The organism is Rhizobium leguminosarum (genome assembly GCF_002953715.1).
GTDB classification, from domain to species: domain Bacteria; phylum Pseudomonadota; class Alphaproteobacteria; order Rhizobiales; family Rhizobiaceae; genus Rhizobium; species Rhizobium leguminosarum_V.
Window position 1 is genome coordinate 336,347 of record NZ_CP025014.1, and the last position, 26,283, is coordinate 362,629.

At 62.6% G+C, this 26,283-nt stretch carries 26 protein-coding genes; 10 read left to right on the forward strand and 16 right to left on the reverse strand.

Going from position 1 to position 26,283, the window contains the following annotated elements; translation table 11 throughout:
• Positions 1–9 precede the first annotated feature (9 nt).
• Genes cysW through CUJ84_RS31135 form a run of 3 tightly spaced genes read right to left on the reverse strand, consistent with a single transcriptional unit; the run spans position 10 to position 2,763 of the window.
• Positions 10–882, reverse strand: a complete 873-nt coding sequence (gene cysW / locus CUJ84_RS31125) for a sulfate ABC transporter permease subunit CysW (RefSeq protein ID WP_105009455.1) — start codon at positions 880–882, stop codon at positions 10–12.
• Complete coding sequence (cysT, locus tag CUJ84_RS31130) at positions 872–1,729, reverse strand: sulfate ABC transporter permease subunit CysT (RefSeq protein WP_027687429.1); 858 nt, start codon at positions 1,727–1,729, stop codon at positions 872–874. Before cysT ends, cysW begins: the two co-directional genes overlap by 11 nt.
• Before the next feature lie 8 nt (positions 1,730–1,737).
• Positions 1,738–2,763 carry a sulfate ABC transporter substrate-binding protein gene (locus tag CUJ84_RS31135; RefSeq protein WP_105009456.1) on the reverse strand — a complete coding sequence of 342 codons (1,026 nt, stop codon included), beginning with the start codon at positions 2,761–2,763 and terminating at the stop codon, positions 1,738–1,740.
• Between the two features lie 119 nt (positions 2,764–2,882).
• Between CUJ84_RS31135 and CUJ84_RS39205 the strand changes: the two genes are divergently transcribed.
• Both CUJ84_RS39205 and CUJ84_RS31140 read left to right on the forward strand, forming a co-directional pair.
• Positions 2,883–3,017, forward strand: coding sequence for a hypothetical protein (locus CUJ84_RS39205; RefSeq protein ID WP_281069966.1), 135 nt, complete (start codon positions 2,883–2,885; stop codon positions 3,015–3,017).
• A gap of 108 nt (positions 3,018–3,125) precedes the next feature.
• Positions 3,126–4,142 (forward strand): porin, encoded by a 1,017-nt coding sequence (locus CUJ84_RS31140; protein ID WP_027687432.1) that lies wholly within the window; start codon positions 3,126–3,128, stop codon positions 4,140–4,142.
• A gap of 116 nt (positions 4,143–4,258) precedes the next feature.
• Here the strand turns inward: CUJ84_RS31140 and CUJ84_RS31145 are convergent, their stop codons facing one another.
• The 8 genes from CUJ84_RS31145 to CUJ84_RS31175 all read right to left on the reverse strand — a co-directional run bounded on the left by CUJ84_RS31145 (position 4,259) and on the right by CUJ84_RS31175 (position 13,016).
• Positions 4,259–4,714 carry a PTS sugar transporter subunit IIA gene (locus CUJ84_RS31145; protein WP_027687433.1) on the reverse strand — a complete coding sequence of 152 codons (456 nt, stop codon included), beginning with the start codon at positions 4,712–4,714 and terminating at the stop codon, positions 4,259–4,261.
• A gap of 57 nt (positions 4,715–4,771) precedes the next feature.
• Positions 4,772–5,464 (reverse strand): response regulator transcription factor, encoded by a 693-nt coding sequence (locus CUJ84_RS31150; RefSeq protein ID WP_105009457.1) that lies wholly within the window; start codon positions 5,462–5,464, stop codon positions 4,772–4,774.
• Positions 5,461–8,169, reverse strand: coding sequence for a sensor histidine kinase (locus CUJ84_RS31155; RefSeq protein WP_105009458.1), 2,709 nt, complete (start codon positions 8,167–8,169; stop codon positions 5,461–5,463). The genes CUJ84_RS31150 and CUJ84_RS31155 overlap by 4 nt, the downstream gene beginning before the upstream one ends.
• Positions 8,170–8,279: 110 nt before the next feature.
• Positions 8,280–8,849 (reverse strand): potassium-transporting ATPase subunit KdpC, encoded by a 570-nt coding sequence (kdpC, locus tag CUJ84_RS31160; protein WP_105009459.1) that lies wholly within the window; start codon positions 8,847–8,849, stop codon positions 8,280–8,282.
• Between the two features lie 34 nt (positions 8,850–8,883).
• Positions 8,884–10,944 carry a potassium-transporting ATPase subunit KdpB gene (gene kdpB, locus CUJ84_RS31165; RefSeq protein ID WP_105009460.1) on the reverse strand — a complete coding sequence of 687 codons (2,061 nt, stop codon included), beginning with the start codon at positions 10,942–10,944 and terminating at the stop codon, positions 8,884–8,886.
• Between the two features lie 44 nt (positions 10,945–10,988).
• The gene (locus CUJ84_RS38470; RefSeq protein WP_196237591.1) at positions 10,989–11,144 is read right to left on the reverse strand and encodes a hypothetical protein; all 156 of its coding nucleotides are present in this window, start codon (positions 11,142–11,144) and stop codon (positions 10,989–10,991) included.
• 9 nt (positions 11,145–11,153) lie between these two features.
• The gene (gene kdpA, locus CUJ84_RS31170; protein ID WP_105009461.1) at positions 11,154–12,857 is read right to left on the reverse strand and encodes a potassium-transporting ATPase subunit KdpA; all 1,704 of its coding nucleotides are present in this window, start codon (positions 12,855–12,857) and stop codon (positions 11,154–11,156) included.
• Between the two features lie 69 nt (positions 12,858–12,926).
• Entirely contained in the window at positions 12,927–13,016 is a 90-nt protein-coding gene (locus CUJ84_RS31175) for a K(+)-transporting ATPase subunit F (protein ID WP_003547774.1), read from the reverse strand.
• A gap of 491 nt (positions 13,017–13,507) precedes the next feature.
• Here CUJ84_RS31175 and CUJ84_RS31185 point away from each other — a divergent pair, with 491 nt between their 5' ends.
• Positions 13,508–14,551, forward strand: coding sequence for an NAD(P)-dependent alcohol dehydrogenase (locus tag CUJ84_RS31185; protein WP_105009463.1), 1,044 nt, complete (start codon positions 13,508–13,510; stop codon positions 14,549–14,551).
• Positions 14,552–14,564: 13 nt separating this feature from the next.
• Here the strand turns inward: CUJ84_RS31185 and CUJ84_RS31190 are convergent, their stop codons facing one another.
• The 4 genes from CUJ84_RS31190 to CUJ84_RS31205 form a co-directional block, all read right to left on the reverse strand.
• Entirely contained in the window at positions 14,565–15,134 is a 570-nt protein-coding gene (locus CUJ84_RS31190) for a DedA family protein (RefSeq protein WP_105009464.1), read from the reverse strand.
• Between the two features lie 43 nt (positions 15,135–15,177).
• Positions 15,178–16,539, reverse strand: a complete 1,362-nt coding sequence (locus CUJ84_RS31195) for an FAD-containing oxidoreductase (protein ID WP_105009465.1) — start codon at positions 16,537–16,539, stop codon at positions 15,178–15,180.
• On the reverse strand, positions 16,536–16,994 hold the full coding sequence (locus tag CUJ84_RS31200; RefSeq protein WP_105009466.1) for a DUF4126 family protein: 459 nt from the start codon (positions 16,992–16,994) through the stop codon (positions 16,536–16,538). Before CUJ84_RS31200 ends, CUJ84_RS31195 begins: the two co-directional genes overlap by 4 nt.
• Before the next feature lie 92 nt (positions 16,995–17,086).
• Positions 17,087–18,274, reverse strand: coding sequence for an acyl-CoA dehydrogenase (locus tag CUJ84_RS31205; RefSeq protein ID WP_105009467.1), 1,188 nt, complete (start codon positions 18,272–18,274; stop codon positions 17,087–17,089).
• Positions 18,275–18,447: 173 nt separating this feature from the next.
• Between CUJ84_RS31205 and CUJ84_RS31210 the strand changes: the two genes are divergently transcribed.
• Positions 18,448–18,786, forward strand: a complete 339-nt coding sequence (locus CUJ84_RS31210; RefSeq protein ID WP_011655128.1) for a cupin domain-containing protein — start codon at positions 18,448–18,450, stop codon at positions 18,784–18,786.
• A 53-nt stretch (positions 18,787–18,839) separates the two neighbouring features.
• On the opposite strand, the gene CUJ84_RS31215 is transcribed toward CUJ84_RS31210, so the two are convergent.
• Positions 18,840–19,793 (reverse strand): LysR family transcriptional regulator, encoded by a 954-nt coding sequence (locus tag CUJ84_RS31215; RefSeq protein ID WP_027687444.1) that lies wholly within the window; start codon positions 19,791–19,793, stop codon positions 18,840–18,842.
• A gap of 174 nt (positions 19,794–19,967) precedes the next feature.
• Between CUJ84_RS31215 and CUJ84_RS31220 the strand changes: the two genes are divergently transcribed.
• From CUJ84_RS31220 to CUJ84_RS31245, 6 genes are all read left to right on the forward strand, one after another.
• Positions 19,968–21,173: an ABC transporter substrate-binding protein gene (locus CUJ84_RS31220; RefSeq protein ID WP_018246520.1), complete on the forward strand. Its 1,206-nt coding sequence runs from the start codon at positions 19,968–19,970 to the stop codon at positions 21,171–21,173.
• Between the two features lie 5 nt (positions 21,174–21,178).
• Positions 21,179–21,961, forward strand: a complete 783-nt coding sequence (locus CUJ84_RS31225; RefSeq protein WP_027687445.1) for an ABC transporter ATP-binding protein — start codon at positions 21,179–21,181, stop codon at positions 21,959–21,961.
• Positions 21,961–22,662 (forward strand): ABC transporter ATP-binding protein, encoded by a 702-nt coding sequence (locus CUJ84_RS31230; RefSeq protein ID WP_105009468.1) that lies wholly within the window; start codon positions 21,961–21,963, stop codon positions 22,660–22,662. Before CUJ84_RS31225 ends, CUJ84_RS31230 begins: the two co-directional genes overlap by 1 nt.
• A gap of 4 nt (positions 22,663–22,666) precedes the next feature.
• Positions 22,667–23,554 (forward strand): branched-chain amino acid ABC transporter permease, encoded by an 888-nt coding sequence (locus CUJ84_RS31235; RefSeq protein WP_105009469.1) that lies wholly within the window; start codon positions 22,667–22,669, stop codon positions 23,552–23,554.
• Position 23,555: 1 nt separating this feature from the next.
• Complete coding sequence (locus CUJ84_RS31240) at positions 23,556–24,545, forward strand: branched-chain amino acid ABC transporter permease (RefSeq protein ID WP_105009470.1); 990 nt, start codon at positions 23,556–23,558, stop codon at positions 24,543–24,545.
• A 136-nt stretch (positions 24,546–24,681) separates the two neighbouring features.
• Positions 24,682–26,277, forward strand: coding sequence for a GMC family oxidoreductase (locus CUJ84_RS31245; protein WP_105009471.1), 1,596 nt, complete (start codon positions 24,682–24,684; stop codon positions 26,275–26,277).
• The last annotated feature ends 6 nt before the right edge of the window (positions 26,278–26,283 follow it).

The following is a 26,283-nucleotide window of genomic DNA, read 5'->3' on the forward strand; positions in this document are numbered from 1 at the left end:
CCAAATCCTTCAGTGCCGCCGGCTGGCGGCGATTTCCGCGCTATAGCGCATTTCCAGCAGCGTCTTCAAAACAAGAGTCACGAGCGCGAGCAAGGCCAAAAGTGTGGCGACGGCAAAAGCGCCGGTGAAATTATACTCGTTATAGAGAATTTCCACCTGCAGCGGCATGGTGTTCGTCTGACCGCGGATGTGGCCTGACACCACCGAGACGGCGCCGAATTCACCCATGGCGCGGGCGTTGCAGAGCAGCACGCCGTAGAGCAGGCCCCATTTGATATTCGGCAGCGTCACGTGCCAGAAGGTCTGCCAGCCGCTGGCGCCGAGCGAAAGGGCTGCCTCCTCATCGGCCGTTCCCTGTTCCTGCATCAGCGGGATCAGCTCGCGGGCGACGAAGGGGAAGGTGACGAACATGGTGGCGAGGATCAACCCTGGCACCGCAAACAGGATCTTGATGTCGTGAGCGCTGAACCACTGGCCGAGCCAGGTATTGGCGCCGAACAGCAGAACGAAGACCAGGCCCGATATGACGGGTGAGACCGAGAAGGGCAGGTCGATCAGCGTCGTCAGGAAGGCCTTGCCCTTGAACTCGAACTTGGCGATTGCCCAGGCGGCGGCGACCCCGAAGACGAGGTTGAGAGGCACGCTGACGCCGGCGACGATCAGCGTCAGGCGGATCGCCGACAAGGTCTCGGCGTCGGCGAGCGCCACGAAGAAGGGGGCGGGCCCTTTGCGCAAGGCCTCGACGAAAACGGCTGCGAGCGGCAGAAGCAGGATCAGCAGCAGGAAGACGAGTGAAAGAACGATCAGCGTGAAGCGCGCGATCCTGTTTTCGGTGGTCACCGAACGCAGCTTCACCGGTTGAGCGGTCGCATCAAGCGCCATAGCCGTACCTCCGCCTGCTCCAGCTCTGGATGAGATTGATAACGAGCAGCATGGCGAACGAGATGACCAGCATGATCGCCGCAATACCGGTCGCTGCCGCGTAATTATACTCTTCGAGTTTGATGATGATCAGCAGCGGCGCGATCTCCGATTTGAACGGCAGGTTGCCGGCGATGAAGATGACCGAGCCGTATTCGCCGACGCCACGGGCAAAGGCGAGCGCGAAGCCGGTGAGCACGGCGGGCGCCAGCCCCGGCAGCAGCACGCGGAAAATCGTCTGGAAGCGGTTGGCGCCGAGCGTTGCTGCGGCCTCCTCCACTTCCTTGTCGATTTCCTCCATGACGGGTTGCACGGTGCGCACCACGAAGGGCAGGCCGACGAAGATCAGCGCCACGACGATACCGGCTGGCGTAAAGGCGATCTTGATGCCGAGCGGCGTCAGGAACTGGCCGATCCAGCCGTTCGGCGCGTAGAGCGTCGTCAGCGCGATGCCGGCGACGGCAGTCGGCAGCGCGAAAGGCAGGTCGACCATGGCATCGATGACGCGCTTGCCGGGGAAACGGTAACGCACCAGCACCCAGGCGAGGATGATGCCGAAGACAGCATTGACGATCGCGGCGATGAAGGCGCTGCCGAAGCTGATGCGCAGCGCGTTCAGCGTGCGCGGATCGAGCGCGATCGACCAGAATTTCTCCCAGCCGAGCGCGCTCGACCGGACGGCAAGGCCCGAGAGCGGGATGAGGATCAGAAGGGTGAGCCAGGTCAAGGTAAGGCCGAGCGCCATTCCGAAACCCGGAATGACGCTCGGCCGCTTGAACCGCCACCGCGTGGGGCTATGTGCTTTCATGAAGTCTATTATTGGGCCGGCTTGTAGATTTGGTCAAATACCCCGCCGTCGCCGAAGAATTTCGGCTGTGCGTCTTTCCAGCCGCCGAAATCGTCGATGGTCGCGAGCGTCAGCTTCGGGAAGCGGGCGATGTCAGCCGGATCGGCGACTTCCGGCTTGATCGGCCGGTAGAAGTGCTTGGCGGCGATCTTCTGGCCTTCGTCCGAATAGAGGTAGTTGAGATAGGCTTCGGCGACCTTACGCGTGCCCTTCTTGTCGACATTGCCGTCGACGATGGCGACCGGCGGATCGGCGCGGATGGAGAAGGCCGGCGTCACGATCTCGAACTGATCGGGACCGAGTTCCTCAAGCGAAAGATAGGCTTCGTTTTCCCAGGCCAGCAGCACGTCGCCGAGACCGCGCTGGACGAAGGTGGTCGTGGCGCCGCGCGCGCCGGTGTCGAGAACCGGAACGTGCTGCAGCAGTTTCGTCACGTAATCCTGCGCCTTGGCTTCGTCGCCGCCATTCGCCTGCTTGGCCCAAGCCCAGGCTGCCAGGAAGTTCCAGCGGGCGCCGCCCGATGTCTTCGGGTTCGGGGTGATGACCTGCACGTCGTCCTTGACCAGGTCGCCCCAATCCTTGATGCCCTTCGGGTTGCCCTTACGGACCAGGAAGACGATCGTCGACGTATAGGGCGTCGAATTGTTGGGGAACTTGGTCTTCCAGTCGGCCGGGATCTTGCCGGTCTTCTTGGCGATGGCGTCGATATCACCTTCGAGCGCAAGCGTGACGACGTCGGCGTCGAGACCGTCGATGACGGAGCGGGCCTGGGCACCGGAGCCGCCATGCGACGCCTGGATCGTTACGGTTTCACCGGTGTCCTTCTGCCACTTGGCGGCAAAGGCAGCATTGAAATCCTTATACAATTCGCGAGTCGGATCGTAGGAAACGTTAAGAAGCGTCTGATCCGCGAATGCAGGAGCGATGCTCCCGATTGCGAAGCTGCCTGCCATGACCGCGGCGGCGATGAGCCGGGTGAGCCGTTGTGTCTGCATTGGGGAACCCTCCGTGTTTGTGCCTAAACACTATCAAGTCAGTCGTATAATGAAACAAAGGTTCTTCCGGTTCCGGCGTGGCTGTTAGAATGCCATTCCATTTAAGGGGCAATTTGGAAATGGACGTGCCGAAGTTGGCCGCGGCCAATTGGTCGCCGGGCGCTGCCTGCCGCGCGGCCGTGTTTTTTTGGCCACAGTTCCTCCACGAAAGCGACATGGTGATGCGGATTTTTGCCAAAATTTTGCCGCGATGACACTTGTGGATTCCTATATGGCTCCCGTGCGGCCGTATTCGCCGACCGCTACGCGGGGGCACCCCTTGAAGTGTGCCTCGCATTCCAAACCTGTTAGGGCCATTCAAAATGAATATCAGAACTATCCTTTTTGCCTCCGTTGCCGCCCTTGCCGCGGCCTCCGGAGCCCGCGCAGCCGACGCCATCGTGGCGGCGGAACCCGAGCCCGTGGAATATGTTCGCGTTTGCGACGCCTACGGTACCGGCTATTTTTATATTCCGGGGACGGAAACATGCCTTTCGATCGGCGGTTACATCCGTACCGAAGTCCGCTTCGGTGACCATATTTCCGGCGATTCCGACGTAAACTTCTGGACTCGCGGTCAGGTCACCTTCCAGGCCAAGAACGACACCGAGTACGGCACGCTCACCGGCGTCATCACGCTGCGTTACAATGCCGACAATGCCTCCGATCAGGACGCTCTGCTTGATGAAGGCTACATCGACATTGCCGGTTTCCGCGCCGGTAAGCTGTACAGCTGGTGGGATGACGACATGAGCGGCGAGACCGATACGCTCGCCAGCAACGAGACGACCCACAACTCGATCCGTTATCAGTACGAGGCCGGCGCTTTCGCGGCCGGCATCTCGGTCGACGAACTGGAAGAAGACTACGCCACCAAGCCGGGCGACGGCCCGAACAACTTTGGTGTCGCAGGCCAGGTCTCCTACAAGGCCGGCGCCATCAGCGCTTACCTGCTTGCCGGCTATGACACCGACACCAGCGAAGTCGCTGTCCGCGGTATCGTCTATGCCGACATCGGCCCGGGTACGCTCGGCATTGCCGGCGTATGGGCAAGCGGCGCCAACTACTACTACGAAGAGTCCGAATGGACGATCGCAGCTGAGTATGCCTTGAAGATCAACGACAAGTGGAAGGTCACTCCCGGCTTCCAGTACTTCGAAAACATCGCTCTCGAGGCTGACGGCAACGGCTTCACCGGCGGCAGCGCCTACACGACCGGTGTCACCATCGACTACCAGATCGTCGAAGACCTGCGTACGAAGCTCAGCGTGCAATATCACGATGAGGACGAAGGCGACGACGACGTGTTCGGCTTCCTGCGCTTCCAGCGCGATTTCTAAGATCGTCTCTTTGCAGACAAGTGAGGCGCGACCTTCGGGCCGCGCCTTTTTTTAATTTAGAACAGGATTCAGATTTTAGACTGCCGGCCTGAAATCGGAATCCTGTTCCAATGCCGTCACACCCGTGAATCGGCGATGAAATCGGAATAGAATTCGTCGACCGTTCTTGCCTTGCGCATGGCGGCAAGCGCGCCGTCCGATTGCAGCCGCCTGGCGATGGCGGAAAGCACGTTCAGATATTCGCCGCGATTATTTTCTCCGAAGAGCAGCACGAAGGCGATGTCGGTCGGGATATCGTCGATCGCCTCGAAATCCAATGGTTGGGCGAAGCGGAGGAGAAGGCCGCGCGGGCTGGTCATGCCGTCGATCGCCGCATGCGGGATGGCAATGCCGTTGCCGATGCCGGTGGAACCGAGCTTCTCACGCGCTTCGAGCGCCTTCAGGATGGTCTGGCCATCGACGGAGAAAGCCTTGGCGGCCTTGTCGGCTATGGTCTGCAGCGCGCGCCATTTGGTCGGCGCCGACACGCCGATGAAGGTGTGTTCCGGCCGGATGATGTTGGGAAGGTTCATGTCATTCTCGATGCTGTTCGGGCTCGATACTGTTCGGGCGGCGGGAGGGAAGGGAGGTCAATCCGGTTCCCTGAGCCGGTAGCCGACGCCGGTCTCCGTGGTGATATAGTGCGGCTGGTCCGGAATCTGTTCGACCTTTTGCCGCAGTTGCCGGACGTAGACGCGCAGATACTGCACATCCGCCGCCGGCCCCCATACCTGCTTTAGAAGAAACTGGTGTGTCAGCACCTTGCCGGCATGCTGGGCGAGCACGCGCAGGATGTCGTATTCCTTCGGCGACAGCTTTATTTCCTGGCCGTCGACCTTGACGATGCGCTTGACGAGATCGATCGACAGCCCACCGGTCTGGAAGATCGCCTTTTCGCCCTGCTGCTGCAGGCGGTGGCGCAGCGCCACGCGGATGCGGGCGCCGAGTTCGTTGATGCCGAAGGGCTTGGTGACGTAATCGTCGGCGCCGCTTTCCAGCGCCTTGACGATGCCGGCCTCGTCGGTGCGGCTGGACAGAATGACGACCGGCATGGAAAGCCCTTCATCGCGCCACGCCTGCAGCAGGTCGTGGCCTGATGTGTCGGGCAGGCCGAGGTCGAGCACGATGAGATCGGGCATATCGTCGGCGACCGACTGCCGGGCGGTGCTGGCATTTGGCGCCTCGCGCACCTCGTAGCCCTGAGCGGTCAGGCCGACGCGGAGCAGCTTGCGGATCGGAGGCTCGTCGTCGACGACGAGGATTTTGACGGCTGAACCGGTCATCTGAGTTCATCCAGTTTCGGAATGTCGTTGGGTTTCGGCAGGCGGATGGTGAAGACTGCGCCCGGACGGCCAATCCGGTTGCCGGCGGTGATCGTGCCGCCCATCGCCTCGATAAAGCCGCGGCAGATGGAAAGGCCAAGACCGGTGCCGGCGCGCACCTGATCGCCCTTGCGCACGCGGTAGAAGGTATCGAAGACGCGGTTAAGATCGGCCGGCGGAATGCCTGGGCCCTCGTCCGAAATCTGCACGACGACATTGTCGGCATCGGCCCAGCCCTCGATATAGATCACCGATCCCTCGGGCGCGTATTTCGCGGCATTGTCGAGCAGGTTGAAGATCACTTGCTCGAACAGGACAGGATCGACGCGCACCATCGGCAGGTCGGCGGGAATGCTCATCTCGGTCTTGTGGCCGTCGAGGATCTTTGCGGCACGGCGAAGTGCGCTTCCGACAATATCGCCGGCATAATGCAGCGCATAGTTCGGCTCCATCGCGCCGGATTCGATCTTGGTCATGTCGAGCAGGTTGGCGATGAAGCGGTTGAGGCGTTCGGATTCGTCGACGACGGTCGACAGCAGGTCGCTGCGGTCCTCCTCCGGCATCGAGGCGAAATAATCGCGCAGCGTGCCGGCGGCGCCGAGGATGGCGGCAAGCGGTGTCTTCAGGTCGTGCGAGATCGAAGTCAGCAGGGCCGAGCGCAACCGGTCTGCTTCGGCCCCAAGTCTTGCCCGGTCGACATCGGCGACGAGCTGGACGCGTTCGATGGCAAGGGCCGCCTGGTCGGCCAGCGCATCGAGCAGGCGCTGTTGCTCAGGCGTCAGCAGCGGTCCGTCGCGGCGGTCACTGTCGAGGCCGATGACACCGACGGCGGTGCGCCCGGTTCTCAGCGGCACATAGAGGCGTTTGGCGCCGGGCAGGGTGTCGGCGCCGCGGCCGGCGGCGTGATTGTGCTCCCAGGCCCAGCGGGCGGCGGCGATATCGGCATCGTCAAGCGTATCATCAGGCGGATAACCGGCCTTGACGGCGATGCTGCCCTCTTCCGGCAGCAGCAGCACGACGCGGACCTTCAGCATCGAGGCAAGTTGGAAGGCGGTTGCCCAGAGCACGTCGTCGAGCGTGCCGGTGCCGGCGAGCTTTTTCGAGAAGAGATAAAGGTCTTCGGTCGTGCGCGCCCGCTGGCGGGCGGCGGCGGCCTGGCGCTGCACGGTTGCAGTCAGGTTGCTGGCGATGATGGCGACGCCCAGGAAGAAGAAGAGCGCAAGCACGCTCTCCGGATCGCTGATCGTCAGCGTGTAGCGCGGCGGCAGGAAGAAGAAGTTGAAGGACAGCGCGCTGAGGATGCAGCTGTAAAGGGCCGGCCGCAGGCCGTGGAGGACGGCTGAGGTCAGCACCGCCATCAGGAAGACGAGGGCGAGGTTGCGCACGTCGAGCACCTGGTCGAGCACGACGCTGACGCCGAGCGCGATGGCGACATAAAAGGTTGCCAGCAGGTAGGCCCTGAGATCCAGTTGCGGCGGGGTGGCCGCCGCCCTGACGCCGCGCGCGGTGGTGCCGTCCTTCTCATTGCCGGAAATGACATGGACGCTGATCTCGCCGGTCTTGCGGATCAGCTCGTCGGTGATCGAGCGGCTCCACCAGTCGCGCCATGTCGGCTTCTTCGGGGCGCCGATGACGATATGGGTCACGTTGTTGGCGGTGGCGTGGCGGACAAGCTCTTCGGCGACTTCGCGGCCGGGAATGGTGATCGCTTCGCCGCCGAGCTGCTCGGCAAGTCGCAGCGTCGCGGCGACGGTATCGCGCTCGGCTTCGTTCAGATTGATCGAGCGGTTGGTCTCGATATAGACGGCAGCCCAGGGCGCGCGCAGCCGCGAGGCCATGCGGGCGGAATAACGCACCAGCGAGGCGGAGCGCGGATGGTGGTCGACCGAGACGAGAACGCGTTCGCCCGCCGCCCAGGGGCCTGATATGGCATGGGCCTGCATGTGCGTGAGCAACTGGTCGTCGACGCGCTGTGCGGTCTTGCGCAGCGCAAGTTCTCTGAGCGCCGTCAGGTTGCCCGGCGTGAAGTAGTTGGTCAGCGCCCGCTCGGCGGTGCGCGGCATGTAGACCTTGCCGTCATGCAGGCGCTTGATCAGATCATCCGGCGTCAGGTCGATGATCTCGACGTCATCGGCAAGGTCGATGATCGAGTCCGGTACCGTCTCGCGCACACGGATGCGGGTGATCTGCGAGACGACGTCGTTCAGGCTTTCGACATGCTGAATGTTCAGCGTCGTATAGACATCGATGCCGCGGTCGAGCAATTCCTTCACGTCGAGATAGCGCTTCGGATGGCGGCTGCCCTCGGCATTGGTATGGGCGAGTTCATCGACCAGCACGAGATCAGGCCGGCGGGCAAGGATGCCGTCGAGGTCCATTTCCTCCAGCGGCCGGCCCTTGTAGCTGATTTCGACACGAGGGATGATCTCGAAGCCGCTGAGGAGCGCTTCGGTTTCCTTGCGGCCATGAGTCTCGACGACGCCGATGATGACATCGAGACCGTCGGCGATCTTGGCACGGCCGGAGACGAGCATCTCGTAGGTTTTGCCGACGCCGGGGGCGGCACCCAGAAAGATCTTCAGACGGCCGCGCGTTTCAGCCCGGGCTTTTTCGAGAAGGGCATCGGGCGAGGGCCTGCCGGCCTGGTCGCGGTTGTCGTCTGGCATGCGTATGGTCTTTCTGCAGATGGCTGCCGAGGCCGGGTTACATCTCCCTATCCCTCGTCCCTGTGACGAGCGCAGGGATGAGGGAAGGAAAGGGGCGCAGCCTGCCAGGGTCACTCAGTCATAGAAGCATCAAGGCTCTGGTTCAACGCCAGAACATTGACGGTGGGTTCGCCGAGAATGCCGAGCTCGCGGCCTTGAACGGCACCGTCGACCAGCGCGTTGACCTTGGCCTCATCAAGGCTTCGCGCCTTGGCAACACGCGCCACCTGGAAATAGGCAGCCTCCGGCGAGATATCGGGATCGAGGCCGCTGCCCGAAGCGGTGACAAGGTCGGCAGGCACGTCAGCCGTTGGGTTCGCCGCCTTGGCGGCGGTATAGTCGCCCTTGACGCGGTCGATCAGCTTCTGGCTGGTCGGGCCGAGGTTCGAGCCGCTGGAGGCGGCCGCATTGTAGCCGTCGCCGGCGGCCGAGGGACGGCCGTGGAAATACTTGTCGCTGGTGAAGGCCTGGCCGATCAGCGTCGAGCCGATCACCTGGCCGTTGTTCTCGATCAGGCTGCCGTTCGCCTGGGCCGGGAACAGGGCCTGGGCAGCACCCGTCATGGCAAGCGGATAAAGCAGGCCGGTGATGGCGGTGGTGGCAACGATCATGACGACCGCCGGACGAAGTTCTTTCAACATTGTCTTACTCCTTCGAGTGTTCAGACGGGATCCGTTAGGCGAGGCCGAGGGCTGCGACAGCCATGTCGATCGCCTTGATGCCGATGAAGGGAACGATGATGCCGCCGGCACCGTAGATCAGCAGGTTGCGCGACAGCAGCGCGCCGGCGCCGATCGGACGGTAGCGGACACCCTTCAGCGACAGCGGGATCAGCGCGATGATGATCAGCGCGTTGAAGATGATCGCCGAGAGGATGGCGCTTTGCGGCGTCGAAAGCCCCATGATGTTCAAGACGCCGAGCTGCGGGTAGAAGGTCAGGAACATCGCTGGGATGATGGCGAAGTACTTGGCAATGTCGTTAGCGATCGAGAAGGTCGTCAGCGCGCCGCGCGTCATCAACAGCTGTTTGCCGATCTCGACGATCTCGATGAGCTTCGTCGGGTCGGAGTCGAGATCGACCATGTTGCCGGCCTCGCGGGCGGCGACCGTGCCGGTGTTCATGGCGACGCCGACATCGGCCTGGGCGAGCGCCGGCGCATCGTTGGTGCCGTCGCCGCACATGGCGACGAGCTTGCCCTTCGACTGTTCTTCGCGCATCAGCGCCAGCTTCATCTCCGGCGTTGCCTGGGCGAGGAAGTCGTCGACGCCGGCCTCGGCGGCGATGGCGGCTGCCGTCAGCGGGTTGTCGCCTGTGATCATCACGGTGCGGATGCCCATGCGGCGCAGCTCGGTGAAGCGCTCGCGGATGCCGCCCTTGACGATATCCTTCAGCTGGATGACGCCGAGCAGCCTGCCGTCGCGGGCAACGGCCAGCGGCGTGCCGCCTGATTTGGCGACTTCGTCGGCGATCGACTGCAGTTCGCGCACGATCTCGCTGCCGTTTTTCGAGGATGAATCGCCATTGACATAGGTCAGCACGGCATCGACCGCACCCTTGCGGATCGAGGCGCCTTCGAGATCGACGCCGCTCATGCGGGTCTGGGCGGTGAAGGGCACGAAGGTTGCTTTCAGGCTTGCCATGTCGCGGCCGCGGATCGCGTATTTCTCCTTGGCGAGCACGACGATGGAACGGCCTTCCGGCGTTTCGTCGGCAAGCGAGGCGAGCTGGGCGGCATCGGCGAGATCCTGTTCGGAAACGCCGCTGACCGGACGGAAGGTCGTCGCCTGGCGATTGCCGAGCGTGATCGTGCCCGTCTTGTCGAGCAGCAGTGTGTCGACGTCGCCGGCGGCTTCGACCGCGCGGCCGGACATGGCGAGCACGTTGAAGCGGACGAGGCGGTCCATGCCGGCAATGCCGATTGCCGAGAGCAGTGCGCCGATCGTCGTCGGGATCAGGGTGACGAAGAGGGCGACGAGCACGATGATCGGGATCGAGCCGCCGGCATAGATGGCAAAGCTCGGGATCGTCGCGGTGGCGAGCACGAAGATCAGCGTCATGCCGGCGAGCAGGATGTTAAGCGCGATCTCGTTCGGCGTCTTCTGGCGTTCGGCGCCTTCGACGAGCGCAATCATCCGGTCGATGAAGGTCGAGCCGGCAGCCGCGGTGATGCGCACGCGGATCCAGTCGGAGAGCACCTGCGTGCCGCCGGTGACGGCCGAGCGGTCGCCGCCGGATTCGCGGATGACAGGGGCGGATTCGCCTGTTATCGCCGCTTCGTTGACGGAGGCTACACCTTCGACCACTTCGCCGTCCGACGGGATGATGTCGCCGGCTTCGACGAGCACGAGGTCGCCGACCTTGAGGCTGGTGCCCGGCACCACGCGGTAGCCGCTGCCGTTATTGGCAGTCAGCAGCTTCGCCTGGGTTTCGGTGCGCGCCTTGCGCAGCGAATCCGCCTGAGCCTTGCCGCGGCCTTCAGCAACGGCTTCGGCGAAATTGGCAAAGAGCACGGTGAACCAGAGCCAGAGATTGATCTGGAACGAGAAGCCGAGATTGCCGTTGCCTGCCACGAGATCGCGCAGGAAGAGGACGGTGGTCAGCACCGAGACCGTGGCCACGACGAACATGACCGGGTTTCTGGCAAGCGCCCGAGGGTTGAGCTTCTTGAAAGCGGCGCCCACGGCCGGAATGAGGATGCGAGAATCCATGATGCTCGCGGATTTTGCCTGGCTCATAAGAGACTCCAGCTTTGAAACGAGGATGGCGAACCGGAAGCCGGTCAGCCCTGTAGGATTTTGAAGATGGCGGCGATGACGAGGAGGCCTGCCATCATCACCAGGATGATGTCGGTGGCGCGGGCCGTCGGGCCATTCCCACGCCCCGGCGCACCGGGACGTGGATGGAAGGCGTTGCGAAGCCTGTGGCGCAGGATCATGGCATCACCTCAGAAGGTCTGACCGGCGATCATGACCAGGTGCTCGACGACAGGGCCGAGCGCCAAGGCCGGGAAGAAGGTCAGGCCGCCGACGATCAGGATCGTACCGACGAGCAGGCCGACGAAGAGCGGACCATCGGTCGGGAAGGTGCCTGCCGAGGCCGGAACCGACTTCTTGGCGATCAGCGAGCCGGCGATCGCAAGCGCGGGGATGATGACCAGGAATCGGCCGGCGAGCATGCCGATGCCGAGCGTCACGTTGTACCAGGGCGTGTTGCCCGTCAGGCCGCCGAAAGCCGAGCCGTTGTTGGCCGCAGCCGAGGTATAGGCATAGAGGATTTCGGAGAAGCCGTGCGGGCCGGCGGTGCCGATCGAGGCGACGGCGCTTGGCAGCACCGTGGCGATCGCGGTGAACACCAGCATGGCCAGCGGCAGGCAGAGAATGGCGAGAACGGCCATCTTCATTTCTTTCGCCTCGATCTTCTTGCCGAGATATTCCGGCGTGCGACCGACCATCAGGCCGGCGACGAAGACGGCGACGATAATGAAGAGCAGGATGCCGTAGAAGCCCGCGCCGACACCGCCGATGATGACTTCGCCGAGCTGCATGTTGATCAGCGGGACGAGGCCGCCGAGCGCGGTGAAGCTGCCGTGCATCGCATTGACCGCGCCGCACGAGGCTGCCGTGGTGATGACCGCAAAGAGCGAGGATAGGGCGACGCCGAAGCGGACTTCCTTGCCTTCCATGTTGCCGCCGCCAAGACCAAAGGCATGCATCAGCGGGTTGCCGGCGGCTTCCGCCCAATAGGTGACGCCGACACCGACGATGAACAGGATGCCCATCGTGGCAAGGATTGCCCAGCCCTGGCGCTGGTTGCCGACCATTCGGCCGAAAACGTTGGTGAGGGCCGCACCGATCGCGAAGATCGACACCATCTGGATGAGGTTGGAGATCGCATCGGGGTTTTCGAACGGATGGGCGGAATTGGCATTGAAGAAGCCGCCGCCGTTTGTGCCGAGCATCTTGATTGCAAGCTGCGATGCAACGGGACCGACGGCGATTGTCTGCTGCGCGCCTTCGAGCGTCGTCGCATTGACGTAGGGGCCAAGCGTCTGCGGCACGCCGAGATAGACGAAGACCAGTGTCAGCAGGATGCAGATCGGCAGTAGCACATAGAAGGTCGCCCTGGTCATATCGACCCAGAAATTGCCGACGGCCTTGCCCGAAGCGCGCGAGAAGGCGCGGATGAAGGCGAGCGCGATGGCTATGCCCGTCGCCGCAGAGGCGAAGTTCTGGACCGTGAAGCCGGCCATCTGGGTCAGATAGGACATCGTGCTTTCGCCGCCGTAATTCTGCCAGTTGGTATTGCTGACGAAGCTGACGGCGGTGTTGAAGGAAAGCTCGGGCGGGACGGCGGCCATGCCGGCTGGATTATAGGGAAGGCCGGCCTGCAGGCGTTGCAGCGCGTAAAGCACGATGACGCCGAGCAGGCTGAAGAGCAGCATGGCGAAGGCATAGGAGGTCCAATGCTGTTCCTCGCGTTCGCTGGTGCCGGCAAGGCGGTAAAGCCCCCGTTCGATCGGAACGAGGACCGGTGACAGGAAAGTGCGCTCGCCGCTGAAGACGCGCGTCATGTAACCGCCGAGCGGTTTGACGAGCACGAGGACGATCCCGCAATAAAGCAGGATCTGAAGCCATCCGTTGAGGGTCATTTGGGGTAACTTTCAATACCCGGCTGCTTCTCGGTCGCGCATGCGCGACCTCAGAAGCGCCAGTTCTCTTCAAAAGCGTTCTGGGCGAAGGAGAGCGTAGGTGAGGTAAACGGTGAGAAACACGGTTACGGCACCGCTCAAGACATAATCGAGGGTCATCGTCGCTTCTCCTGTCAAAGCCTGTCGCAGGCTCGGGTGTAGGCAAAGCACAGCGCGAAGAATATGATCGCGGTGCCGAGTAGAATGATATCCATCATGATCGTGACTCCTGTTGTTCTTCTTGGAGTCAGACAAGACGAAGGGCGCTGGGAGGCCGCCTTTCATGCTTTCTGGCGTGGAGATGATCTTTTCGATCTCTCGGCCATGAATATGGAGCCGAAGCGCATAAAGGTTCGAGACGGACGACAGGCCATCTATATAAAAATCTTATAAATGCCCTTCCGAGGCTGCTCGCCATCGGACCAGGCTGGCGCTGTTTCCCGACGGACCGCTGCCGCCACTGAGCCTCGGCAAGTCCGAGTGAGCATTTTTTCATTTGTTGAGCAAAAGCCTTCGCAATCCGGTTGAATTGGGAAGGCTTCGGGCCTTATAGTCGGCTTCGACGCTGCCCGATGGAGTCATGGGCAAGCCATTAGGGAAGGAAACCGACGATGACCAAAGTCCGTGCGCTTGTCCTCGAGCGCCAGCATGAGCTTGCGCTTCGCGATATCGATCTGCCGCTTGAAACCGGCCCTGGCGAGGTGAAGATCAGGATCCACACGGTCGGCGTGTGCGGTTCGGACGTGCATTATTACACCCACGGCAAGATCGGCCCCTTCGTCGTCAACGCGCCGATGGTGCTCGGCCATGAGGCGGCGGGCACGGTGGTCGAGGTCGGCGCTGGCGTCACGCATCTGAAAGTCGGCGACCGCGTCTGCATGGAGCCCGGCATTCCGGATCCGAATTCCAAGGCAAGCCGGCTCGGCCTGTACAATATCGACCCGGCCGTCACCTTCTGGGCGACCCCGCCGATCCACGGCGTGCTGACGCCAGAGGTCGTGCATCCCGCCAATTACACCTTCAAGCTACCCGACAATGTCAGCTTTGCCGAAGGCGCCATGGTCGAGCCCTTCGCCGTCGGCATGCAGGCGGCCGCCAAAGCGAAGATTACGCCTGGTGATACTGCCGTCGTCCTCGGCGCCGGGCCGATCGGCACGATGGTGGCGATCGCGGCCCTTGCCGGCGGCTGCGCCCGCGCGATCGTCGCCGATCTCGCCCAGCCGAAGCTCGATATCGCCGCGCAGTACCAGGGTGTCATTCCGGTCAATATCCGCGAGAAGAACCTGGTCGAAGAGGTCGGCCGGCTGACCAACGGCTGGGGCGCCGATGTCGTCTTCGAATGCTCCGGCTCGCCGAAGGCCTGGGAGACGATCATGGCGCTGCCGCGCCCGGGTGGCGTCATTGTTGTCGTCGGCCTGCCGGTCAACCCGATCGGCTTCGACGTCTCGACGGCATCCACCAAGGAAATCCGCATCGAGACGGTGTTCCGCTACGCGCACCAGTATGAGCGCTCGATCGCGCTGCTCGGCTCAGGACGAGTGGATCTGAAGCCACTGATTTCCGAGACCTTCAAATTCGAAGATTCGATCAAGGCCTTTGATCGCGCCGTCGAGGCCCGGCCGAGCGACGTGAAGCTGCAGATCGTGATGGGGTAGGTCTACAGCGCTTCTATGAGTGCCTGGCACTCAGTTTTATCTTGCGAAAGGCAAGAGCCGCGCCTGTGACGACAGCCGCGGCTCCGACTGCGATCAGCAGATGGCGATGAAGGGGAAGGTGGCCCAATGTCTGTTGGATGCCGTGCCCGAACAAGTAACCGAGCGCCGTGAAAAGCTGCCCCCACGCAAACGCGGCCACGGCATTCAGGATGATGAATTTTCCGGTCGCTATTCGCGTCGTCCCGATGACGATCGGGCTGATCGTCCGCAACCCCACAAGAAAACGAAACGCAAGGATGAATCCGGTGGGATATCTTTCCAGAAGCCGGGTTGCGCGCGCCAGCGCCGGTCTTTCCATCAGCCGGCGGACGAGACCCCATCGAGCCGCATAACGGCCGGCGAAGAACCAGAACTGATCGCCGGCGAAGGATCCTGCCGTTGCCGCAAGCGACGCCGACCAATAGGTCAGCAGACCGCGGTGGGAGATGACGCCGCCAAGGAAGGCGGCTGTTTCGCCTTCGAAGGCGGCGCCCAGAAATATCGCCAACAGGCCGTAGTGCTCGATCAGCAGTTCGATAGACACTCAGCCCGCCTCCAGCTGTCGATTTCGGAGCATCAATTCATAGCTAAACCGGCTTCAAATCCCCAAGCAGCGTCGGGATCAGCTCCGACACCGTCGGATGGATCGGCACCGACCATTGCAATGCGGGATAGGTCGTTCCTGCATTCATCGCGTCTATGATGCCGTGGATCACCTCGTCGCCCTCGATGCCGAGGATCGCCGCACCGAGGATTTTTTTGGTCTCGGCGTCGGCGATCACCTTCATGAAGCCCTTGGTCTCTCCGCGCTCGTTGGCGCGACCGACGCGGCTCATCGGCCGGGTCGAGATCATAATCTTGCGGCCGGAGGCGCGAGCCTGCTTCTCCGTCATGCCGACTCGGCCAAGCGGCGGGTCGATATAGAGCGCATAGGCGGGGATGCGGCTCGAGAGATTGCGGTCGTCGCCGTCGAGCAGATTGGCGGCGGCAATCTCGAAATCATTGTAGGAGGTGTGCGTGAAGGCGCCGTGGCCGTTGCAATCGCCGAGCGCCCAGATACCCTCGACATTGGTGGCGAGCTTGTCGTCGACGGTGATATATCCGTGCTTGTCGGTGATGACGCCGGCGGCATCGAGGCCGAGATCGTCGGTGTTCGGCTTGCGGCCGGTGGCGATCAGCACATGGCTCGCATCGATCCTCGCTGAATCGGTGGCGACCGTTATTCCGTCGCTGCTCCTGGCGAAGGCGATGTCGCTGACGCCGGTATGAATGTCGATGCCCTCCGAGCGCAGGACATCGGCGATCGCGTCGGATATATCCTCGTCCTCGCGCGACGCGAGCTTCGGGCCATGCTCGATGACGCTGACTTCGGCGCCGAAGCGGCGATACATCTGCGCGAATTCCAGCCCGATATAACTGCCGCCGATGACGGCCAGATGCCGTGGCAGCGTGTCGAGATGGATGATCGAGGTGCTGGTGAGATAGTCGATATCGTTGATCCCTGGCAGGTCGGGGATGACGGGGCGCGCCCCGACATTGAGGAAGATGCGCGGTGCGGTCAGTGTCTCGCCGTTGACGCTGACGGTCTTCGGGTCCTCGAAACGGGCATGGCCGTAGATCACGGTCATGCCATCCATGCCGGCGAACCAGCCGATCAGGCCGTTGCGGGCGTTCATGGTCACCGCCTCGGCACGGGCCCTGACCACCTTCATGTCGATGGCGATCTCGCCCGGAATATTGACGCCGTAAACGGCGCCGCTTCTTGCGACATGGGCGGCGCGGGCGCTGGCGACCAGCGTCTTCGTCGGCATGCAGCCGGCATTGACGCAGGTACCGCCGAGGAACTTGCGCTCGATCAGCGCCACCTTCATGCCCTTTTCGACCATGCGGGCGGCGAGGAAGGGGCCGGCCTGGCCGCCCCCGATGACGATGGCGTCGAAGCTCTTCATGACACGGCCACGATCAGTAGCGCGCCGATGACGGCGACGGCATCCTCGATGAGAGCGGCCGGCAGATCCTTGCCGAAGGATGCGGCAAGCCTGCCGCGGAGGGCGGCGCCTCCATATGTGCCGATGACGGCGCCGATCACCCCGGCGATCAACCCGCCGAACAGCAGGCCGCTGGCGGCACCGATCGTGGCGCCGGCCAGCGCGCCGCTGACAATGCGGGCGCCGAATTGCACCGGCACCTTGCGCGACGGCGTGGACGGCAGCTGGTCGGTGATTAGTTCGACGACGGCGAGAAGCGTGAAGATCCAGGGCGTCCACTTGTAACCCATGAAGGCCAGCGGCGTCTGCGAGACATCAAACCAGCCAAGCGCCGCGCCCCAGGCGACGGCGGCCGGCGCCGTCATGGCGCGAAGCCCGGCAATGACACCAATCAGCAATGCAAGAAGCAGAAACATGCGGCGATCCCCCTTTTTGCCGGCTCTTGCCGTCGTCAGGGAAGGTTGCACATTGTCAGGCGCGTGGCAATTCGCCTTCCCCGGCAGCCGGCCTAGTTTGCAAAGGCGGCGATGCCGGTGATCGCCCGGCCGATGATCAGCGCGTGGATGTCGTGCGTGCCCTCATAGGTGTTGACCACTTCGAGGTTGACGAGGTGACGGGCGATGCCGAATTCGTCGGAGATGCCGTTGCCGCCGAGCATGTCGCGGGCCGCACGCGCGATCTCCAGCGCCTTGCCGCAGCTGTTGCGCTTGAGGATCGAGGTCAGCTCCACCGGTGGATGGCCTTCCTCCTTCATGCGGCCGAGCCGCAGGCAGCCCTGAAGACCGAGCGAGATCTCCGCCACCATATCGGCGAGCTTCTTCTGGATCAGTTGGTTGGCGGCGAGCGGCCGGCCGAACTGCTTGCGCTCCAGCGTATATTGCCGGGCTCTGGCATAACAATCCTCGGCAGCACCGAGCGCGCCCCAGGCGATGCCGAAACGGGCCGAGTTGAGGCAGGTGAATGGTCCCTTGAGGCCGGTCACATCAGGCAGAAGGTTTTCTTCAGGCACGAAGACCCCGTCCATCACCACTTCGCCGGTGATCGAGGCACGTAAGCCCACCTTGCCGTGGATGGCGGGAGCCGAAAGCCCTTTCCAGCCCTTTTCGAGGATGAAGCCGCGGATGAGACCATCCTCGGTCTTTGCCCAGACGACGAAGACATCGGCGATCGGCGCGTTGGAGATCCATGTCTTCGAGCCGGTGAGGCTGTAGCCGCCGTCGACTTTTTTGGCGCGTGTTGCCATCGAGCCGGGGTCGGAGCCATGATCGGGTTCGGTCAGGCCGAAGCAGCCGATCCATTCGCCGGTGGCGAGTTTCGGCAGGTATTTCAGCTTCTGCGCCTCGGAGCCGAAGGTTTCGATCGGAACCATCACGAGTGAGGACTGGACGCTCATCATCGAGCGGTAGCCACTATCGACCTTTTCGACCTCGCGGGCGATCAGGCCGTAGGCGACGTAACCGAGGCCGGCGCCACCATAATCCGGCGAGATCGTCGGGCCGAGCAGGCCGAGTTCGCCCATCTCGCGGAAGATCCCAGGATCGGTCTTTTCATTGCGGAAGGCGTCGAGAACACGGGGCGCAAGCTTTTCCTGCGCATAGGCGTGGGCGGTGTCCTGCACCATGCGCTCTTCACTGGTCAGCTGCTCCACCAGCCGGAACGGATCGGCCCAGTCGAAAACCTCGCGCGTATGCTGCATGGCCGCGTCTCCTCATCCCGGTTCTGGCTTGCCTCGCTTAAGTTGGCCATAGACCCGCCAGCCAATCGCGTCAACAGAAGGCGGCAGTCTCGAAAGACCGGCCGCGCCATCTTTTCAAAAGCGTCGGCATGATCCACTTTGCCCGCGATCGATTCTGGAACGAGGAGGCGGAAATGTCGTCAAGCGATCTGTTCGTATCGGCCGAAGGCGCCGAATGGGTCAATCCCGAGCCCGGCGTCGTCAGGCGCATCATGACCTATCTGCCCGAGATGATGATGGTGGAAGTGGCTTTCGAAAGCGGCGCCGTGGGTGCGGCCCATTCGCATCCGCACATCCAGGCCAGCTACGTCGCCGAAGGCAGTTTCGAAGTGACGATCGATGGCCGGACCGAGGTGCTCAAGCAGGGCGGCAGCTTCATCGTGCCCCCTAATCTGGTCCATGGCGTCAAGGCGCTGGAAAAGGGCCGGCTGATCGATGCATTCACCCCGCACCGGGCCGAATTCCTGAAGTAACCAGAGCATGATGCCGAAAACTGTGAGCGGTTTCGGACGACATCATGCTCTAATCAAACATCCGCTCTTGTCCGGCGCGCCGGGCCGGCGGCCGTGACATAGGGCGGCACGAAGCGCGCATCTTCGCCGCGCACCGCCTCGCGCAGGAAATCGATGACGGCGCGCACGCGTGGTGCCTGTTTGAGGTCGCGATGGCAGGTGATCCAGTAATGGCGCTTGAGGTCGATCTCGTCTGGCAGCACGCGCACCAGTTCGGGATAACGGCTGGCGAAGAAATAGGGCAGGATGCAGAGGCCGAGGCCGTTTCTGGTGGCGGTGAGCTGTGCGAAGATGCTGGAGCTCTGGAACTGCGGCTTGATGCGCGGGTGCACATCGCCCAGATAATCCAGGCCCGGCGCGAAAATCATCTCCTCGATATAGCTGACGAAGGGATGCTCAAGCAGGTCTTCGCGGCAGGTGATCGGTGCGGCCTTCGCCAGATAGTCGCGCGAGCCATAGATCTGCAGATGATAGTCGGTCAGCTTCTCGGCAAAATACGGCCCGCCCTTCGGCTCATCGAGCACGACGGAAAGATCGGCCTCCTTGCGCGACAGCGACATGATCTGCTGGATCGTCACCAGTTCGAGCGAGAGATGCGGATGCTGGGCGGCAAACTGCGGCAGCACGGTTGCGAAGAAGAAGTTGGCAAAACCCTCCGGCGCGCTGAGCCGCACCAGGCCGCGCTGCGCCATCGAGCCGTCGGCGAGGTCGGCGCGCAGCCGCTCGGTCTCCTGCTCCATCCTCTCGGCCGTCTCGACGAAGCGGGTGCCCATGGCGGTCAGCACGTAGCCGCGCGGATTGCGCTCGAACAGTTTGACCTTGAGGGTGAACTCCAGCCGGTCGATGCGGCGTGAGACGGTGGCATGGCTGGAGCGCAGCTGGCGGGCCGCCGTCGACAGCTGTCCCGTGCGGGCGACGGCTAGAAAAAACTGCAGATCGTCCCAAGTAAACTGCGGTGGATTGTTCATCGCGGTCCCCTCTGTTCAAAAATGAACAGATACTGTTTGGAATTAGTTGTAAACCACCCGTTGCCTCAGGGCGGAATTTCCGTGATCGTAAGGTGAGGGTCCGTCGTTCTGAGGAGTGCGGCTGGCCAAATTTGAACAGATCCGCAATCTGGCCAATCTCTGGGAGGAGATCATATGCGAAAGAATCTCATTGCATCAGTTGCATTTCTGCTTGCAAGCAGCACAGCGGTGCTCGCGCAGAGCGCGACCGACGGCAAGGTCAAGATCGGCATCCTGAACGACCAGTCGGGTGTCTATGCCGATTTCGGCGGCAAGTCCTCCGTCGAAGCCGCCAAGATGGCGGTCGAGGATTTCGGCGGCAAAGTCCTGGGTGTTCCAGTCGAGATCGTCGATGCCGACCACCAGAACAAGCCTGATATCGCCTCCAACATCGCCCGCCAGTGGTACGACACCGAGCAGGTGGATGCGATCATGGAACTGACGACCTCGTCGGTGGCGCTCGCCGTGCAGGCGATCGGCAAGGAAAAGAAGAAGATCGACATCGTCACCGGTGCGGCGACGACGGATCTGACCGGCAAGGCCTGCTCGCCTTATGGCTTCCATTGGGCCTATGACACACATGCACTCGCCGTCGGCACCGGCGGCGCACTGGTCAAGCAGGGCGGCGACAGCTGGTTCTTCCTGACTGCCGACTATGCCTTCGGCTATTCGCTGGAACAGCAGACCAGCGATTACGTCAAGGCGAGCGGCGGCAAGGTCGTCGGCGCCGTCCGCCATCCGCTCTCGACCCAGGACTTCTCGTCCTTCTTGCTGCAGGCGCAATCATCCGGCGCCAAGGTGATCGGCCTTGCCAATGCCGGCCTTGACACCTCGAATGCCATCAAGCAGGCGGCCGAATTCGGCATCACCCAGGGCGGCCAGCATCTGGCGGCGCTGCTCTTCACGCTCGCCGAAGTCCATGGCCTCGGCCTCGAGGCGGCACAGGGACTGACGCTGACGGAAGGTTTTTACTGGAACCGCGACGACGAAAGCCGGGCCTTCGCCAAGAAATTCTTCGCCCGCACCGGCAAGATGCCGAACATGATCCACACCGGCACCTATTCGGCAGTGACGCAATATCTGAAGGCGGTGGAGAAGGCCGGCACCGACGAGACGGAAGCCGTCGCCAAGCAACTGCATGAAATGCCGGTCGACGACGTCTTCGGCCGCGGCGGCACCGTCGGCGCCAATGGCCGCATGATCCATGACATGTACCTGCTGCAGGTCAAGAAGCCTTCCGAAAGCAAGGAGCCGTGGGATTACTTCAACGTGCTCGCCACCATTCCCGGCAAGGAAGCCTATATCGATCCCGCCAAGAGCGGCTGCGATCTGGTGAAGTAAGCACGATGGCGGTTTCCGCAATTGAAACTCAGGAAAAGCCGCGGGTGGTCTTGTCCGCCCGCGGCCTGCGCCGTGATTTCGGCGGCTTCACCGCCGTCAAGAACGTCGATCTCGACGTGCATGACGCAAGCGTGCATGCGCTGATCGGCCCGAACGGCGCCGGCAAGACGACGGTCTTCAACCTGCTGACCAAGTTCCTGCAACCGACATCAGGCACGATCACCCTGATGGGCGTTGACATCACGAAGACGCCGCCCGACAAGGTGGCGCGCATGGGACTGGTGCGCTCTTTCCAGATCTCGGCGGTCTTCCCGCATCTGACCGTGCTCGACAATGTGCGTGTGGCGCTGCAGCGGCCGAACAATCTTTCCACGCAGTTCTGGCGGCCGATTTCGGCGCTCGACCGGCTGAACGAGCGCGCCGAGCAATTGCTCGCCAGCGTCGGGCTTTCCAAGGAGCGCGATCATGTCGCCGCCGATCTTTCCTATGGCCGCAAGCGCGTGCTGGAGATCGCCACCACGCTGGCGCTCGATCCCAAGGTGCTGCTGCTCGACGAGCCGATGGCCGGCATGGGGCAGGAGGATGTCGGCGTCGTCTCATCGATCATCCGCGAGGTCGCCCGCGAGCGGGCGGTGCTGATGGTCGAGCACAATCTCTCCGTCGTCGCCAATATCTGCCAGCATGTCACCGTGCTGCAGCGCGGCGAAATCCTCGCCGAGGGCGATTATGCCACAGTCAGCCAGGACGAGCGCGTCCGCGTGGCCTATATGGGCACGGAGGAGCATTGATGGCCGCTCTCCTCGAAGTCCAAGGGCTCAATGCCTGGTACGGCGAAAGCCACGTCCTGCACGGCGTCGATATGCGCGTCGGTGAAGGCGAGACAATAACCATTCTCGGCCGCAATGGCGTCGGCAAGACGACAACGCTGCGCACCATCACCGGCATCGTGCGTGCCCGTAAGGGCACGATCAGCTTTGCCGGCAGCGATATGATGCAGGTGCCGCTGCACAAGACGGCGCATCGGGGCATCGGCTTCGTGCCGGAGGAGCGCGGCATCTTCTCGACGCTCACCGTTTCGGAAAACCTGCTGCTGCCGCCTGTCGTGGCAGAGGGCGGCATGACGCTCGACGAAATCTACGAGCTCTTCCCCAATCTCTACGAGCGCCGCGGCAGTCCCGGCACCAAGCTTTCCGGCGGCGAGCAGCAGATGCTGGCGATCGCCCGGATCCTGCGCACCGGCGTCAGGCTGCTCATTCTCGACGAACCGACGGAGGGGCTTGCCCCCGTTATCGTCCAGCGCATCGGCGAGGTGCTGAAGACGCTGAAGGAGCGCGGCATGACGATCCTGCTCGTCGAGCAGAACTTCCGTTTCGCCAGCCGTATTGCCGATCGCTTCTATCTGATGGATCATGGGCAGATGGTGTCGGAATTCCCGGTTGGTGAACTGCCGCAGCGCATGGATACGCTGCACAAGGTTCTGGGAGTGTGACCAGATGACGATGATCTTCGGCATTCCCCTGCAGGCGCTGTTCGGCCAGTTGCTGATCGGCCTGATCAACGGTTCGTTCTACGCGCTGCTCAGTCTCGGCCTCGCCATCATCTTCGGCCTGCTTAGGGTGATCAACTTCGCCCATGGCGCGCAGTATATGCTCGGTGCCTTCGTTGCCTACCTGCTGCTGACTTATGCCGGCATCGGCTACTGGCCGTCGCTGATCGTGGCGCCCCTTATCGTCGGCCTTGCCGGCGCTATCATCGAGCGGCTATTCCTGCGCCGGCTTTACGATCTCGATCCGCTCTACGGCCTGCTCTTCACCTTCGGGCTGGCGCTCGCGGTCGAAGGCACCTTCCGCTATCTCTATGGCTCTTCCGGCCAGCCCTATGCGACGCCGGCAGCGCTCGCCGGCGGTGCCAATCTCGGCTTCATGTTCCTGCCGATCTATCGCGGCTGGGTGGTCGTCGTCTCGCTCGTCGTCTGCCTCGGCACCTGGCTGCTCATCGAGAAGACCAAGCTCGGCGCCTATCTCCGCGCCGCCACGGAAAACGCCGTGCTGGTTCAGGTCTTCGGCGTCAACGTGCCGGTGCTCTTGACGCTCACTTACGCGCTCGGGGCGGGTCTTGCCGCCTTTGCCGGCGTGCTGGCGGCGCCGATCTACCAGGTCTCGCCGCTGATGGGCTCGAACATGATCATCGTCGTTTTCGCCGTGGTCGTCGTCGGCGGCATGGGATCGATCATGGGCGCGATCATCACCGGTTATGTGCTCGGCATCGCCGAGGGCCTGACCAAGGTCTTCTATCCCGAGGCGTCCAACATCGTGATCTTCGTCATCATGGCGATTGTGCTTCTCATCAGGCCCGCGGGCCTCTTTGGCCGGGATGCCTGATATGGCTGACATCACCGAAACCATCCAAACGGAAAAAAGCCGAACCGCCCTTTCGGTGCAGGCGGGTTTTCTGCTGGCGGGGCTGCTGCTCCTGCTGCTGGCGCCGTTTTTCTTCTATCCGATCTTCCTGATGAAGCTGCTCTGCTTCGCGCTCTTTGCCTGCGCCTTCAACCTGCTGCTCGGCTACACCGGCCTGCTGTCCTTCGGCCACGCCACCTTCTTCGGGGGAGCGGCCTATTTCACCGCCTATACGGTGAAGGCATGGGGCCTGCCGCCGGAACTCGGCATTCTGATCGGGGTGATGGGTGCGGCGTTTCTCGGCCTCGTCATGGGTTTCTTCGCCATTCGCCGCCAGGGCATCTATTTCGCGATGATCACGCTGGCGCTGTCGCAGATGTTCTTCTTCTTCTGCCTGCAGGCGAAGTTTACCGAAGGTGAGGATGGTATCCAGTCGGTGCCGCGCGGCCATCTCTTCGGCTTCATCGATCTGAACAGCTCGACCAACATGTATTATTTCGTGCTGGCTGTTTTCATCATCGGCGTGCTGATCATCTGGCGTTTCATCAACTCGCCTTTCGGCATGATCCTGAAATCGATCCGCGAAAACGAGCAACGGGCAATCTCGCTCGGTTATTCGGTGGCGCGCTACAAGCTCGGCGCCTTCGTCATGTCGGCAGCGCTTGCCGGGCTCGCGGGCGCGGTGAAATCGATCGTCTTCCAGTTTGCGACGCTGACCGACGTCGCCTGGCAGATGTCGGGCGAGGTGATCCTGATGACGCTGCTCGGTGGCATCGGCACGCTGATCGGCCCGCTTTTCGGCGCGGGACTGGTAGTGGCGCTGGAAAACTACCTCGCTACCTCGGAATTCCCGGTGACGATCATTACCGGCATCGTCTTCATGGTCTGCGTGCTGATCTTTCGCCGCGGCATCATCGGCGAATTCTACGCCTCGCGGCTGGGGCGGAAACTGGGCTTCGTCTATCGCCGCTGAACGGGCGGACCTCTCTTCGTTCCAGGAAAGAATCCCTCTTTCCCGGGAAAGGAGACGGGCGGCGGCGCTGCGACTCTCCCTCTCCCCGTGCTGCGGGGAGGGGGAAGCGGCAAGCATCTGGAGTCTCATGCGGGGCATGGATCGTTACGACTATATCATCATCGGGGCAGGCAGCGCCGGCTGCGTGCTCGCCAACCGGCTGTCCGCCGATGGCCGGAGCCGCGTGCTGCTGCTCGAAGCCGGCGGCAGCGACAACTACCACTGGATCCATATTCCGGTCGGTTATCTCTATTGCATCAACAATCCGCGCACCGACTGGTGTTTCACCACGGCGCCGGAGGCGGGATTGAATGGTCGGGCGCTGAGCTATCCGCGCGGCAAGGTTCTCGGCGGCTGTTCGTCGATCAACGGCATGATCTACATGCGCGGCCAGGCGCGCGATTACGACCTCTGGCGGCAGATGGGCTGCACCGGCTGGGGCTGGGACGATGTTTTGCCGTTCTTCCGCAAGTCGGAGGATTTTTATCGCGGCGAAGACGAGATGCATGGTGCCGGCGGCGAATGGCGCATCGAGAAGGCGCGTGTGCGCTGGGCCGTGCTCGATGCCTTCCAGCAGGCGGCGAAGGAGGCGGGTATTCCGGAGACGGCGGATTTCAACCGCGGGAGCAATGAAGGTTCCGGTTATTTCGATGTCAACCAGCGTTCCGGCATTCGCTGGAACACCTCGAAGGCTTTTCTGCGCCCGGCGATGAGGCGCTCCAACCTGACGGTGCTCACCAAGGCGCAGGTCCGGCGGCTGCTGGTGGAGGAGGGCGCCGTTGCCGGGGTCGAATTCCAGCATGGTGGCGTTGCGAAACGCGCCTATGCGGCGAAGGAAACCGTCCTTTCGGCCGGTTCGATCGGTTCGCCGCATATACTGGAACTGTCAGGCATCGGCAGGGGCGAGGTTCTCAGCCAAGCGGGCGTCGATGTCGTCACCGAGGTGAAGGGTGTCGGCGAGAACCTGCAGGACCATCTGCAACTGCGTCTGGCCTACAAGGTGACAGGCGTTCCGACCCTGAACGAGAAGGCGACGAAGCTGATCGGCAAGGCGGCGATCGGGCTCGAATATCTCGTCCGCCGCTCCGGGCCGATGGCGATGGCGCCGAGCCAGCTCGGTATCTTCACGCGATCGGGCCCGGACCGGGAAACGCCTGATCTGCAGTATCACGTGCAGCCGGTATCGCTGGAGAAGTTCGGCGATCCCGTCCATCCTTTCCCGGCGATCACGGCGAGCGTCTGCAATCTCAGGCCGGAAAGCCGGGGTTCGGTGCACCTGTCGAGCCCGGATTTTGCCGCCCAGCCGACGATCAGCCCGAAATACCTCTCGACGCAGCGCGATCGTGACATAGCTGTCCGTTCAATACGGTTGACGCGCAGGATCGTCGCGCAGCCTTCGTTTGCCCGTTTCAGGCCGGAGGAATTCAAGCCGGGGCCTGCCTATCAGACGGAGGCCGATCTGGAGCGGGCGGCGGGCGATATCGGCACGACGATCTTCCATCCCGTCGGCACCTGCCGCATGGGCGCCGACAGGGACAGTGTCGTCGATCCCAGGCTGAGATTCCGGGCGCTCGGCAAGCTCAGGATCGCCGACGCCTCGGTGATGCCGTCGATCACCTCGGGCAACACCAATTCGCCGACCATCATGATCGCCGAAAAGGCGGCAGCAATGATCCTCGAAGACAATCGATAGGAGAAG